At 55.9% G+C, this 15,323-nt stretch carries 5 protein-coding genes; 3 read left to right on the top strand and 2 right to left on the bottom strand.

The genetic code is table 11. The features are described from left to right. The first annotated feature begins 42 nt into the window (after nt 1-42). Entirely contained in the window at nt 43-9,915 is a 9,873-nt protein-coding gene (locus tag EYB31_RS11650) for an S-layer homology domain-containing protein (protein ID WP_131013493.1), read from the top strand. Nucleotides 9,916-9,994: 79 nt separating this feature from the next. Here EYB31_RS11650 and EYB31_RS11655 read toward each other — a convergent pair whose 3' ends face one another. Together EYB31_RS11655 and EYB31_RS11660 are read right to left on the bottom strand one after the other, a co-directional pair. Continuing rightward, entirely contained in the window at nt 9,995-13,117 is a 3,123-nt protein-coding gene (locus tag EYB31_RS11655) for a cadherin-like beta sandwich domain-containing protein (protein WP_131013494.1), read from the bottom strand. 30 nt (nt 13,118-13,147) lie between these two features. Beyond that, on the bottom strand, nt 13,148-13,429 hold the full coding sequence (locus tag EYB31_RS11660; RefSeq protein WP_131013495.1) for a DUF2277 domain-containing protein: 282 nt from the start codon (nt 13,427-13,429) through the stop codon (nt 13,148-13,150). A gap of 141 nt (nt 13,430-13,570) precedes the next feature. On the opposite strand from EYB31_RS11660, the gene EYB31_RS41505 reads away from it, so the two are divergent. Both EYB31_RS41505 and EYB31_RS11670 read left to right on the top strand, forming a co-directional pair. Then, complete coding sequence (locus EYB31_RS41505; RefSeq protein WP_131013496.1) at nt 13,571-13,810, top strand: glycosyltransferase family protein; 240 nt, start codon at nt 13,571-13,573, stop codon at nt 13,808-13,810. A 156-nt stretch (nt 13,811-13,966) separates the two neighbouring features. After that, nucleotides 13,967-15,322 (top strand): FAD-binding oxidoreductase, encoded by a 1,356-nt coding sequence (locus tag EYB31_RS11670; protein WP_165452359.1) that lies wholly within the window; start codon nt 13,967-13,969, stop codon nt 15,320-15,322. Nucleotide 15,323: the final 1 nt, after the last annotated feature.

Here is a 15,323-nt window from a genome sequence, read left to right on the forward strand (position 1 = left end):
GGGCCGGGCATGGAAATGTATGGATATTGGGGAGGACAATTCATGAATAAAGCTTTTTCGAGAAAAAGCTTTAGATTAGGCATTTTATTACTGCTGCCGCTGCTGCTACTAGGGGGGACGCTGCTGGTACAAGCGGACAGCGGCAGCTGGACGGATGGAAATCATGCTGAAGTAGACTGGTATGTGAATTATTCCAATTACACGACGTTTACGATCGACAGTCCCGCCAAGCTTGCGGGAATCGCCAAGCTGGTGAATAACGGAACGACGGATTTTCAGGGGAAAATTTTGGTCGTCGATGCGGACGGTTTGGCAGGCAAGGATATGAATATGTCGGCATATACCTGGGTTCCGATCGGCACGAAGGACCGCCCGTTCAAAGGCAGTCTGATCGCTAAGATCGGCGGACCTGTTACGATCTCCGGGATCAACGTAAACGGCAGCTACAGTTATGCGGGTTTCATCGGCAATATGGACAATGCCACGGTGGGAGGTTTTGTATTGTCCGGAACCATCACGGCCAATTCCGCGGGAGAGATGTATGCCGGGGGCCTTGCCGGACGCGTGAAGAGCAGCGGCGGCGGGAGCGGGAGCTATATCTACGATGTATCCACAAATGTCAGTTTGGATGTCACGGTGACCGGCAGTACTTATGCGGGTTATGCCGGGGGCATCGCCGGATCGGCAAGCGGGAGAATCTACAATGTGTCGAACGGCGCTCCCGTTACCGTGACCGGCGTTACCTACCAGGCAGCCGCCGGGGGGATCGCGGGTGCAGCCGAAGGTACGCTTACGCTGAATACGGTCGCTAATAAACAGACGGCGGCCGTTTCCGTCAAGAACTCCGGGGCCGCAGCGGCCGGCGGGATCGTTGGCCAGGCCAATGCCGGTCTGTTGATGGCGGAAGGCAACTCGCTTATCACGAACAGCGGCAGCGTCAAATCGGACGGAACAACCGCTTACAGCGGAGGAATTATCGGACGCTTGGCAGCCGCAGCGGATACGGTTACCTTCTCTGAACAGACGGCCAATTCGGGTCAAGTGCTGGTGGATGCTAGCAATTCCACAGAAGCTTACGCCGGCTCGCTGGCGGGTTTGTACGAAAAGGATCTGTCCATCGGGTTTAATTATGCCGGTTCGGGCTTAATCAGCAACCAGGCGAAGGACCGGGTGTATACGGGAGGGCTGGTCGGCCGGGTAAAAGGAAACCTGACCCTAAGCGGCAGCTTCGACAATAGCGCAGATGTGGAAGCCGCGGCTTCCGGTACAGGGGGGACCTACACAGGCGCCGTTGCAGGATATGTGGACGGCAATATGACCGCTGCGCCCGGCAGCAAGATCAAAAACCAGGGCAAAGTAACGGTGTCCGGCAGTGCGTCCACCGTATATACGGGAGGATTTTTCGGAGCTGCCGGCGGGCAAGTATCGTTCGGCAGCACGCTGCCGGGAGCTTATGTCACCAGTGGAGCCATTGCGGTAGACGGAAAGTCGGATCTTTATACCGGCGGGATTATTGCCGGCCAAGCTTACACGAAGACGGCCGGCAACATTTCGAATACAGGCGATATTACGGTAAAGGGAGACAAGGCTTTATACACCGGCGGTTACATCGGCAAATTGTCGGCAGCCGGGGCCGATCTCTCGGGCGAAACGTACGCTAAGACGATTCGCGTCACTGGAAATGCGACGCAAAATACGGATTATGCCTCAGGCATTTTTACCGGCGGCCTTGTCGGGCTTGTAGAGCAAGCCGCAGTTATGGACGGCAACGCCTTTACAGGCACGCTGAACGTAACGGGCGGAGAATTCACCTATACCGGCGGCATCGCCGGTTACCTGGGAGCCGCCGGCACGATCTCCGGGGCCAAGGCGGGAAATACCGCGGCAATTCAAGCAACCGTTGATTCCGCAGGGAGTGTGGGAGGCATCGCCGGTTACGCAGCCGGCAGCGTCTTGTCTTCTGCTCCGGAGTTTATCGCCATTCGCGCCCAAGGCCAGAATGGACTTGCGGGGAGAGTGGGTGCCATTGCCGGCGAGACAGCTCCAACGGCGACGATCGGAAGCGGATCATCGCCAATCCTTGTCAAGCACGTGAGCTTGACCTCCGCCTCGGGCAATACCCGTCTGGGAGGAGCGATCGGCGAAAACCGTTCGGGCGCTGTGTATATCTTGATGCCTCTGACGGATCCCGGCGAGTTGACGCTGCAATCCAGCGGGGATGACAGCTTTGTCGGCGGTGTGTTCGGCATAAACAGCGCCTCGCTTGCCGCCGCAAATTTGTCCGATATCCGCAATATCAAAATCGTCACAAGCGGGGCGCGCGCGCAAGCGGGCGGAATATCCGGTCAGAACGCAGGAACGCTTAACGGCTTGGCCATTCTGAATCCGGACATATCCGCCGAAGGGCCGGGCAGTATTGCCGGCCTGCTGGCAGGCCGCAGCACCGGGAGCATCGTTCAGCCCAAAGTGTTCAGCGAAGACGGCGGCAATCCGAAGCTCGCTCTGAGCGGGCCGCAATCCGTAGGAGGCGGTATCGCAGGTGTGCTGGAGAATGCGGCCTTATCCGGCAACGGCGTGGACGCGACCATTGCCGATGCGCTGATCACAGCCACGGGCGATGGCAATATCGCGGGAAGCATTGCCGGTAAAAGCATCCTCTCCGATCTCGATTCTGTCGTAAGCGACAGCCCTGTCATCACAATCGGCGGCGCCGGCTCGTCTGCGGGCGGTATCGCCGGAGAGTCGACAGGGGCCGGGCATCATATTCGCAGCGGTATCGTTTTGAAGCCCATGATTACCGCGAGCGGCGCAAACTCCAGGGTGGGAGGCGTCGCCGGATATGCGGAAACCGAACTTTCGGGCCCTACCGTAGCCGCTTATGACGGGGAGTACGCCATTCTCAAGATCAGCGGAGGGAATTCCCTGGCCGGCGGCATAACAGGCAAGGCGGCAGGCGCCTCCATCAGCGGAAACGGCAGCAGCCCTAATATCGAAAACATGCTGATCCAACTCCTTCAAGCTGCGGACGGATCAACGGCCGGAGGGGTTTCAGGATGGAACGAAACAACTCCGATCCGCAATGTGTACGCTGTCAACATGAAGATTACGGACAACGCCCCTCACTCCACGGCGGGTGGCCTTACCGGTTACAACAAAGGATCGGTCACTGCCGTCATTGCCGATAACTACATGTCGGATATCTCCATAACGGCAAACAGCTCGTCCATGAGCTCCATCTTGGGCGGCCTTATCGGCCTAAACGACACCAGAGACGGAGGCGTTGACAACGGCGACCCGAAGACGGCTGTGAGCTCCATTCAAAACAACAGGAGCCTGGGCAGCTTGACGGTGAATTCGTCTCAGTCCAAAGTGGGAGGTCTTGTTGGAGAAAACCGTTCTGTGGTGGCAAATACGATCATTTCCGACGGCTTCCGGATCGTCTCCCAAGGCAATCAAAATACGGTTGGCGGCCTTGTCGGACTTAATGCTAAAACCGTCTACTATTCGTTTGCGAATGCGGGCTTCAGCGCAGGAGGCATACAGACGGTTGCGGGCGGCCTAGTGGGAGAGAACAGCGGTCTTGTCGCTTCCTCTTATATCGATAAGGATATATCGGCCGACATCGGCGGAACCGATGCGGGTTACGGTTATTTGGGCGGATTGATCGGCAAAAACAGCGGCACGGTTGAGCGTTCGTACACCTCCTCCGCTGTCGCTTCGAGCGGCTCCTATACGAACACAGGCGGGCTGATCGGCTGGCAGGACGGCGGCAGCGTGGACAGCAGCTATGCGGCGAAGCAAGTGCTGGCTCAAGGCGCCCAATCTTTTGCCGGGGGTTTCTTTGGGAGATTTACCGGCGGAACCGTGAAGGACAGTTATTCGGCGGGGCAAATCACCGGTGAGAACGGCGCTTATGCTGGAGCTTTCGCAGGCAGATATGATACGGCAAACAAGGAGCTGCTGGAAAACAGCTATTACGTGAAGGATGAAACCCAGGGGATTAATAGCGGATTGCTCGATTTTGGAGCGGGCACTTATTACGAGCTTAAGCTCTATGGGCGCTTATCCCCGATTTTGTCCGGCAGTCTGGCGGATAGAGAGGCCTTTAAGGCTTTATCCCGCTGGGATTTCAGCAGCGAGCATAAAATCTGGACGTACGGCTCGGTTCATGCCGATTATTACCCGTATCCCGAGCTGGTGCTGGAAGCCGGCAGCGGCGGAGGTTCGACTCTGCCCGAGGTCAATGCCAACATAAGCTGGTATACGAAAAATAAGGAATCGCTGCGTTTTTATATCGGCACGGAAGCGGAGCTGGCGGGCTTGGCCGCCGTCGTTAACGGCAGCGTGACGGGGCTTGCGCGGTTTGATTTTGCCGGAAGGGTGGTGGAGATCACCGCTCCGATCCGCATTCAGTCTGCGCAGTGGGCGCCGATCGGCAGCAGCGAGCAGAATGCTTTTCAGGGCCGCTTTGAAGGCAAGAATTATTTGATCAGCGGGCTCAGAGCGGACAAACCCGATTTCTCCGGATTGTTCGGGGTTGCGGGAAGCAGCTCTGTCATCAACAATGTCAAGCTGGAGCCGGTTTCGGTGACCGGAAGCGGCCGCGTTGGGGCGCTGGCCGCGTGGAACAAAGGCGAGATTACGGGGGTGAGCGTATCCTTGCTGTCCGGTGGTTATGTAGCCGGAGGGACGTATACGGGCGGCGTGGTTGGAGAAAATCAAGGAACAATCAAGCAAGCCGCAGTATCCGTGGACGCTACAGGAGAGATCCGTTCCCAGGCGAGCGGCAGCAGCGTAGGAGGAGTGCTTGGATATGGCTCGGCGGGCAGTCTTTCCGATACGACCATCACGCTGAACGGCGGAAGCATTAAGGGATCGGGTTCCGGGAGCAACACGGGGGGCGCCGCGGGCAAAGCCGGAGCGAATCATACATTTAGCGCCATCCGGCTCGCCGCTCATAATGAAGGCATCACCAATCCCGTGAATATTGCGGGCAACGGCAATGCAGGCGGCATCATCGGCAGCAAAACCGGGAAGGAAACAGCGGAGTGGGACATCGCTGATGTCACAGTCGAACAAGCGGTTATTTCCGCTGCAAGCGGCGGCAATGCCGGAGGTATTGCCGGCAGCCTGGATAAAGCCGCTTTGCTGAACGGGACGTTCAAAGGTAAACTCACGCTGAGCGCCGATGGCGGCAATGTGGGCGGCATCGTTGGCAAAAGCCTTGATTCGGTTATTTACAAGGCGGCGTCGGCCCCCGATATCACCTTATCCGCATCAACGGGAACAAACTATGCGGGAGGCATTGCAGGGATCGTTGAAAATACGGCGGAGCAGGCATTTGATTTTGGCAAGCCGCTTCCTGTGTATAGGGGAATTACGCTGTCTAAGACCGAAGGCGGAACCATCCGTATTCTGGGGACGGGCAATCTGGCCGACGTTTCGGCCGGAGGGATTGCAGGTTTGAACAAGGCCTCCTCCCTTTATTTTACAAGCTCATCTGCAGGCATTGAGGCTTCAGGTGTGAAGACGGCCAATCTGGGGGGCGTTGCCGGCTGGAACCAAGGGGACATCTTAAACGGATCCGGAACCTCGGCCATTACAGCCTCATCCTCCAGCATTTATAACACGGGAGGTGTCGCAGGGCTTTCGTCGGGCGGCAGGATTTTCTACTCGCAGGCCATGTCCGGCAGTACGCTTAATATAAGCGGTGTGGTCGCTAATCAGGGCGTTACCCCCGTTGCGCGCGCAGGCGGTTTTGCCGGCAGGCTGGCGGATACGATCGTCCGGAATTCGGCTTCCGAAACGACCGTGAAGGTTGCCAGCGATAATCCATATGCGACGCTCTATACAGGCGGTTTTGCCGGACTTCTGGAATCCGGAGGTAACGGCAACGGAACGGTTGAGCGATCTTATGCAAAAGGCGCGGTTACCGTTTCCGGGAAGGCAGGCTCATATGCCGGCGGTTTTGCCGGGGATATCGATCAATATACGATACAGGAGGCGTATGCCTCCGGCGCGGTTTCCAATACCGCTATTGACGCCAGAAGCGGCGGTTTTGCCGGCACGATCGATCAGAGCGCGGCGATCTCCAAAGCTTATGTTGTCACAAACAGCGTGGAAGCCATCGGCGCGCACGGAGCGACGCGGTCGTACGCGGGAGGTTTTGCCGGGTATAACAACGGCAGCTTGACGGAGACATATGCTACCGCAGCTCACACGGCTTCTCTGGCGAGCGGCTCCAATTCCTACGCCGGCTCTTTTATCGGTTACAACTTCCGGGACGGCAAAGTGAACGGCTCTTATTATGAAGGGGATGCGGGGATCGGATATGGAACGGCGGTGCAGGGGCTGACCCGGACCGATCTCTCTGTGCAGGATAGTTTTGCCGAATGGGATTTTGCCACGGACCATGCTTTCTGGGCTTATCTAGAGGGCGGCAACGGCGGTAAGCCTGTGTTAAAAAGCATTTCGAGCTGGACGTTTGCACCGGACGTCTCCTTTATGATGGAGGGGGCGTCAGTCAACGGTCTTACCATATCCAGTGAGCGGCAGCTCGGAGCCGCAGTGATGCTGCTTAATGATACCGATCTTAGCTTCTATCGTCTGTACAATAAAAACGCGGTCCAGAAGCCGGCGTTGGCCAAACTGACGTTGGGCCGGGATATGAACCTTTCCGGGGCATTATGGATTCCTTTCGAAGCGTTCACGGGAGAATGGGACGGTGCAGGAAAAACGATCGCAGGCCTCAATTATTACGGGAAAGCCCTGGATAACTATGGCTTCGTGAGGACTAATCAGGGAACAATCCGCAATACGGTGTTCAACGATGCCCGTATCGCGGCCGGATCAAACGTCGGCATTGTCGCCGGAACCAACGGGGAGAACGGCGTGATCTCCAACGTCACCGTAAGCGGAAAAGTGAGCGGAAGCGGGGACTACGTCGGCGGCGCGGCAGGCAAAAGCATCGGCGCCTTGAGCGGCATCTCGACTGGTACGCTTGAGGTCAGCGGCCGGAATGTAGTCGCAGGGGTTGCCGGATCGGCAAAACAACTGACGAATATCCGCGCCGGCGACATCTCCGTTACAGCTGTGCGTCATGCAGGGGGCATAGCGGGCGAGGCGTCGGGCATTTCGAATGTGACGGCCGGCAGCGTGACGGTCAGGGGAGAAAGCGCGCTTGGCGGGATCGCGGGGGCCGTGACGGGAGCCGTTAGCGGCATCAAGGCGGCAAGCGTAGCCGTGGAAGCGACAAGCGGAACAGCGGCCGGCGTCGTGCCGGAAACCGGCTACTTGATCAAGGATGTAGAGCTGAGCGCCGTAAACATTAAAGGTTCCGCCTACATCGGAGGCATAGCCGGCAAGACGACAGCGGCAATCAGCCAAGCTTCCGTTCAAGGGGAGCTGTGGATCCGGGATGGCGCGGCCGGAGGTATTGCCGGTAGAAATGAAGGCAGCATGGATCGTGCCCGCTTCAAGGGAACGATTTCCGGAGGAGGAGCTGCCGCAGGGGGATTGGCCGGTGAAAATATGGCTCGCATCGAATCCTCATATGCTGCTGGCAGCATCGGCATCAAGAAGGATGCCGCCCTGGTGAAGATCGGCGGGATCGCCGGAACAAGCGGCCCTGCTGCTGTTATTGAAAGCAGTTTTTCGGCGGCGGAACTTCGCGCGGAAGCGGACGTTGTGAGTGCCGGAGGAATAGCAGGGGAAAACGAAGGAAACTTGCATGGCGTCCTGAACGCCGGAAATATTCAAGCTCTGGGACAAAGCTATGCCAGGGCAGGCGGAATAACCGGATATGCCCTTGCGGGCAGCATGAATAATGTTCTGAGCTACGGGCAGGTCGAAGGAACGATTAACGGACTGCTGATCTACAAGAAGACCTTCTACGGAGGCATAGCGGGACAGGTCGCAGATCAGGTATCCATAACAAATGCGTTTGGCGACAGGCAGATGCTGATGGAAAATATCGTATACAATGATAGCGCCGGTCAATTCGTCCGGTCCGTGCCGGGGAAAGCTGAGAATGTAAAGACCGGCGCGCTTGTCAAAGCGGCGCTGTACGAAGGTTTGGACCCGTCGATCTGGCAAGCTTCGGCCGGTTTTTATCCTCGGTTAACCCAATTTGACGGCGTAGATGTAGCCAAGTTGGCGGCCGCGGCAATTGTGCTGAACGATCAGGATACGGCCTACCATGTAAAATCCGGCTACACATTAACCAGCGATCCTGCTATTGAGTGGAAGACTGTGAACAAAGCGGGTGAGCTTCAGCTAAAGGCTTCTTTGCGCCAAGAGAGCAGAACCATAACCGTGAACAAGATGGCTTCGCTGTATGCCGATACGGCGTTGAAGCCTACTGGCTTGTCTACCGGCACTTTTAAAGATACCGTCAGCATCACGTTGACCACAAACGAGCCTAATGGAATTATTTATTACACTTTGAACGGCAATCTCCCCTCAGAGGAGTCACAGCGGTATAGCGGACCGATCGCTTTGACGCAGACGACAACCGTACAGGCGGTCGTGGCGGCGGAAGGCAAAAATAACAGCGAGGCCGTTCGAGCCGTGTATACGAAGGAGAGCCCTGTCGGCGGAGGTTCCGGCGGCTCCGGTGGAGGAGGAGGAGGGGGAGCCTGGTCGGCCGGCTCCACATCGAATATCCTTGTGAATGGCAAGGCCGCGTCGATTGGTTCGGAAAATACCGAATCCACGGGCGGCAAAGTCAATACGGTCATGACCGTACAGGAGGATGCGCTGAAGAAACTTCTGCTGCAGGAGAAAGGAAATCAGCCGGAAATCGCCGTTGTCTTCGATAAAAAATCGGACATATGGACGGTGGAGCTGACCGGGGTTTTGATCCGGGAAATCGCCGACCGGAAAGCCGTTCTCCGAATCGAAAACGGCGCCGCTTCTTATCGCATTCCCGCGGAGCAGCTTTCTCAAGAGGCTTATATTCCCAAAATAGGAAGTCCGACAGTAACGGGGGATGTGCGGGTACGGATTGAGATCGCCAGCCTAGAGGAAGCCGAAGCAAGGCAGCTTGAGCAAGCGGCCACCAGCGGGGGATACTCTTTTGTCGCCGCGCCGACGGCATTTCATGCGACGTACATTTTAGGAAATTACGTCGGGAAGCTCGGCCCTTTTAACGCCTTTGTCGAGCGGACCCTTCCACTACCGGAGTATGGGGCAGGAGCCGGGAAACTGGCGGCCGTGATGATTGCACCGGATGGAAGCATCAGCCCTGTTCCCGCTCAAACCGTCCGCAGCGGCGGGAAAAGCGCTGTGGTGATCCGCAGCATGGCCAGCAACGGAGTGTTTGCGGTCGTGTCTTCCGGGACTGCGTTTAACGACGTGGGGCAGCATTGGGCGCAGGAAGCGATTCGCGATCTGGGTTCCCGTTTCATAATCAGCGGCACAGGGGAAAGTCAATTCGAACCTGATCGCAGCATGACGCGGGCGGAATTCGCAGCGATTGCGGTTAAAGCGCTGGGCTTGCCGGACCGGGAGGGATCAACCGAAAGCCGGTTCCCGGATGTGAAAGCCGAGGACTGGTATGCCCCGTATATCCAGAACGCGTACCGGTACGGGCTAATTTCAGGGCTTGCGGACGGCAGCTTTGGTCCGCAGGACACGATTAACCGGGAGCAAGCGATGACGATTATCGCGAGGGTGATGAACCTGACCGGCATACAACTCGGAGTCGTGGACGGCGAAGCGGAGCAACTGCTGGCGGGCTTTACCGATGCCGACCGGATATCCGGTTACGCCAAAGCAGGCATTGCCGCAAGCGTCAAAGCCGGACTGGTGTCCGGGAAAAGCGAAGGAGCGATTGCGCCTGCGGATCCGATGACCCGGGCCGAGGTAGCGACTATCCTGCGAAAACTGCTCCAGAAATCGGGACTTATCGATTAGCAATTAAAGAAAGACCTCCAATTCCTTATGGTAATTGGAGGTCTTTCGTACATATTTCGGGCTTGGAACATAATCAGAATTAATTCAAGCCGGCCGAAGGTGCGGTTACGGGACTCATCTGGCGCAATATAACCGCCACATCCTCCCGGTCGAATACGCCGTCTCCGTTAAGATCAATGCGGCCGTAGGTGGAATTCAAATAAGCGACAATTTCATTAATATGAATCCCGTTATGGTCCGTGTCCAGCTCGGCAAGTCTTTGCTGGAGCTGCTGCAGCGGAGTTCCGAAGACAAACGACAAATTCATGGCATCGTTTCCGCCAATCGCAGTGGATACCGCATCTGCACGAAGCTGGAACTGAAGCTGGTCTCCCGGAAGAAGCAGGCCGCTCATATTTAATCGTACTTCAGGAGAACCCGGAGTGTAGACGATTTGTGTGACGGTGAGCGCGCTGCCGCGGGTTATGTTATAGATGGAATAATACGTAACATCCGTAACGGAAGACAGCAACGGCTCGGAGAACATCAATTTGGCCTGCATGCCCTCTATGGCAAGGTATTGCAGCGCCGGTGTGCCGGCTTGGCTGACTGCAATAGTATACAACCGGGGTGAACCGTTTTGGGCTGTGACCAGCACCTCAACCGTATTGATGATGCCGGGAAGCAGCGACAGTGCCGGGCTGTTCGCTCCGTTTGCCACATAATAATAGAACCCGCCGTTGATCCTTACCGTTATGAAAGCTTCCGTGTTGTTTGCTGCAAGCGTCGGCCTGACGGAAATTTCGTAGGTCGCTCTGCTTACGGTCAGCGAATACTGCTGCGTCAGCGGGGAAAAAACGAGTGTTCCCGAAGAGACCGCTAAATCCGCTAAGGTGTTCTCGCTGCTGAGCTGCCGGTCGACCACAATCGTGTATGTATAACTGCGCGTATTGTCTTCGGCGACAACTTCAATTTGGATCAAATTGAAGCCGGGTGCAAGCTGCACGTTGGCGTGACCGCCGGAAAGCGGCATGTAACCTCCGCCGTTTGTTTGCACGCGAATTGAAGTTGCGTTCGAATCGGACAATACCGGCGTTACGGACAACGTGTAGGTTGTATTGCTGACACTGGCCATCGTATACGACAACCTGCCGCTTGCAAATGTCTCGTTGAGGTTTCCCGGCGACACGGTCAGCGAGCTTAATGAAGCGTCGCCGTTTAAGCGTCTCACAGCGATGGTGTATGTCCTGCTGACAGACGAGTCCTCGGCCAGCACTTTGACATGAATCATGTTGTCCCCTACGGGAAGCTGTATACTGGCGGGATAACCGCTGGTGACCGGGAAACTGCTGCCGGGCTGCCAATCGTTGTTTGGTCCCTTGTGGTAGCCCTGAACGGATACAAATGCTTTTGTCGGGTCCGATAACGTGGGTGTTATCGTCAACCATTCGGTATCATAACCGACAGCCGGCATCGTATACGACAATGTGCCGCTCGCAAACGTTTCATTGAAACTGCCCGGGGATACGGCAAGTGAGGTTAACGCGTCATCGTTGCTTAGACGTTTTACGGAAATGACATAATACCCGCTGATGGAAGGGTCAGCAGCCGTCACCTTGACATAAATGTTGTTATCGCCAACAGGAAGCTGCGCGCTGATCGGCGAACCGCTGGTGCCGGAGACGCTTGCGCCAGGCTGCCAATTATTGTTTCCCCAATCGTGGAAAACCTGGAGGGAAACAGTGGCTCCCGTCGGATCTGATAACACAGGAGTTACCTCCAGTGAATCGGTGTTGTAACCTACAGCCGCCATCGTGTAGTACAACGTGCTGCTGGCGAACGTTTCGTTAAGGTTGCCCGGGGAAACCGCAAGCGAGGTTAACGCAATGTCGTTGTTCAAGCGCGTCACGGTGATCGTATAGTTCTTAATGATCGACGTATCTTCCGCCAGCACATTCACATGGATCGTATTGCTGCCAAGAGGCAGCTGCACACTAATCGGGTGGCCGCTGGTGACAGGCGTTATGCTGCCGTAGTTAACCTGCACGGTGACAAACGCGCCTGTCGGGTCCGATAACACCGGAGTGATCGACAGCGAATCGGTATTGTAGCCGACAGCCGCCATCGTATAAGTCAACGTGCCGCTTGCAAAAGTTTCATTGAGGCTGCCCGGGGAAACCGCGAGCGAAGCTAAAGCAGCATCGCCCTTCAGACGTTTTACTGTAATCGTATACGTTTGGGTAGCGCTTTCGTTCTGTGCGGTCACCTGGACGTCAATCGTGTTGCTGCCGATTTGCAGCGGGAGCGAAGAGCTTGCCGTTCCGTTCCCGGTAGATTCGTAGCTTCCGCCATTAACGCGAACTTTTACCGTTGCGGCAGCGTCCTCCGTCGTCGGAGTGACGGTGAGCGAATCGACGGCGTATCCGACATCGGATAACGAGTAGCTTGTCTGATTTTTGATAAAAACCGGACTTAACGGCCCGCCGGATAAGGTCAGATCGCTTAAGTTGGCGTTTGTGCTTGCCGCAGCTCGCGTCACGGTAACCGTATACGTTCGGCTTGACGATTGGTCGTTGGATTTGACAAATATCGAAATGGTATTGGCTCCGACATTTAGAGGAACCGGGCCAAACGGCGAGCCGCTGACGGCATTGTTGTTGTTGATCTTGAGTTCGTTGGCCGCTCCATCGGAAAATGTGGCCGTTAGCTGCACTGAAGCAGTCGCATACGGCACACTGGCGGTGTAAGATGTCGTCGACGACTGGAATGCCGGGCTCAACGTCATATTCCCGGACCGCAGGTCAAGCAAATCGGCATCGCTAATATTAGGATAATAGACGTGAATCGTATACGTCTTGACCGTTATGCCGTCCGTGGCCGTCACTCTGAATTGAAATGTATTGTCCCCCCGGTTGGTCGCCAGATGACCGGTGGAAGTATAGTCCGCGATAGCGGTCCAATTGGAACTATTCATTTTGTATTCGAGAATGGCGCCGGTATTGGAAAGCGTCCCTGCCGTGTAAAATTGCGGATCGCTGCTTTTCATTCGCATCCAGTATTCCGTAATGTCCGGGCTGAAAGCGGGGCTCAACGCACCTAGGTCTTGAGAAATGCTGATTAGATTGGCGTCGGAGTCGGCGGCTACGACGTGCGCATTCCATGGATACATCATGAAGCAGATAAAAGCAAATAAACAAGCTGCGGTAAATTTGGCCAGTCTCACGATTTTCCTCCCCTAATGATCAATACCCGGTCAGCGGGTATCCGCACCGCCGAATCGCTTGACGGATTTGGCTTTAGCGCGTTGTATCTCAATCTCCCTATTGCGCGGCTCCGCATTGGTCATCAAGCCGTCCATCAATTTTCGCGCGGCTTCCGCCACTTCCGCAACGGCAAGCTGAAACGCTTCTTCGTTGGCCTTAGACGGCTTGACGAAACCTGAAATTTTCCTTACGAACTGAAGGGAAGCCGCCTGAATCTCGTCGTCGGTAGCCGGCGGGTCAAAATTAAACAACGGTTTGATGCTGCGGCACATGAAAACTCCTCCTTTTATCCGATTAAATAAGCTGCTGGCCTTGTACATAATAGAATATCACATCCATTCGCCGTATGGGAGGCAAAGTTCCACCGGGAAACCGCTCTGCAGCATAGAAAAAACACCGCCGCCTCAAGGTTCATGTACACGTGCTCTATTGCTTCATGCGGCGCGTTACAGGTGGTGAAGGAGCGCCCTAATTTGCGGAAATATGCGAATCCGGGGGAAGACGTGGTTACATTTGCTGCGGTTTCCGAGTTGTGCGACAAACTTCATTACTATCTGGCTCATATTGAACAAAGAGAGTTATTGCGGCAAAAGCGCTTTGGGGCAGCTTGTACACGTAGGCGTAATTTTTCGCATATTAGCGCCTTATTTTAACGGTCCGGACATTTCTGTACAAAAATTTAGCGTAAAAACGAAAACTGTCTGTATGCTTTACATATCATTTTATGTAAGATGGACATAGAAAGCGTTTGCGCACCTTGGTTTTAACTTCTGCTTCCGTAAACAACACGTATGGGAGGAATGGAACCTATGGACAGCACGGAGACCGTAAGTCTGACTCAGGAAGCGATAGCCCGGCTTCGGGAGATCGCTCCGCATGTAATCGAAGCAACATCCGCCGCATCCCCCTCCCCTTATATGATCGGGGCATCGCTAACGGCAACCCCCGAAGACGAGGGACAAGTATCGCAAATTTTGAAATGGGCCGGCTCTTCCGGCTGCTTGACCGTGCCCCGGGGCGGAGGCACCAAAGACGCCTTGGGAAACGTAACGAAGCCAGCCGATCTAATTTTATCAATGAAAAAAATGTCCGGCATCCTTCAGCATTCAGCCGGGGATTTAATGGTGACCGCTCTGCCGGGCACAACGCTGGATGAACTCCAGCACGCGCTGCGCAGCGAAGGACAGTTTTTGCCATTGGATCCGGGCCACGGCCGGAATTCTACGCTTGGAGGCATCGTGGCGTCGGCAGCGTCCGGCCCCAAACGTGCGCTGTATGGTACGGTCAGAGACCATCTGATTGCTACACGTGTGGTGATGACAGACGGGACGGTCATCCGCACCGGGGCCAAAGTGGTCAAAAATGTCGCCGGCTACGATATGAACAAGCTGTTTGCCGGTTCGATGGGCACACTTGGCGTGCTTACCGAGCTAACGTTCAAAATTCGCCCGCTGCCGCCCGATTGCGGCATGCTCGTATTGCAGTCCGATCATGCTGCGCATTGGAGGCAGCTGCAGGAAGCGCTGCTTGATTCGCCGCTTGAGCCTTGTGCGGCCGAGCTAGTCAGTCCCTCGCTGGCGGCGGAAATGTTCGGATCGCCCGTTCCGGCGTTTATGATTTTATTTGAGGATGTCGCTCCATCCGTTCAATACCAGCTTGGGGTTGTTCGTTCGCTGGCCGCCGAAATCGGGTTCAAAGCTGTGAATGAATTCCGCAGACGCGAGCAAACGGAACCCATGATCGACCGGTTGCGCAATATCGTGCCGGATGCGGCAAGCGTGCCCGCAGACAGGCTGGCCGTCTCCGTTAAACTGATGACGGCGCCAATAGATGTGCCTGCAGTTTGGGAGCAGGTGAGCAGTTCAGCCGAGTCGCTGGGACTCAAGCCCGAGTTCAGTGGCGGCGTTGTGACAGGAGTCAGTTACGTCACCGTGCGTTCGGAATGGGAGCGCCTGGACGAGGTAACCGGCTGGCTCCATAAGTTGAGGGCGGAGATGGAGCGCTTGCAAGGAGCGGCCGTCATCATGCTGGCGCCCCAGCGGGTAAGGTCCGCCGCTTCTGTATGGGGGGCGGCCGGAGGCAGCTTGAAGCTGATGGAAGGCATCAAACGGCAAATGGATCCGGCCGGCATTTTAAACTGCGGCCGTTTTGCGGGAGGTATCTGAC

It is taken from the genome of Paenibacillus thalictri (genome assembly GCF_004307995.1).
Classification (GTDB): domain Bacteria; phylum Bacillota; class Bacilli; order Paenibacillales; family NBRC-103111; genus Paenibacillus_AF; species Paenibacillus_AF thalictri.

Excerpts from the sequence above, each read along its gene's own strand:
- EYB31_RS11670 (WP_165452359.1), top strand. The coding sequence starts at position 13,967 with ATGGACAGCACGGAGACCGTAAGTCTGACTCAGGAAGCGATAGCCCGG.
- EYB31_RS41505 (WP_131013496.1), top strand. The coding sequence starts at position 13,571 with ATGTACACGTGCTCTATTGCTTCATGCGGCGCGTTACAGGTGGTGAAG.
- EYB31_RS11650 (WP_131013493.1), top strand. The coding sequence starts at position 43 with ATGAATAAAGCTTTTTCGAGAAAAAGCTTTAGATTAGGCATTTTATTA.
- EYB31_RS11660 (WP_131013495.1), bottom strand. The coding sequence starts at position 13,429 with ATGTGCCGCAGCATCAAACCGTTGTTTAATTTTGACCCGCCGGCTACC.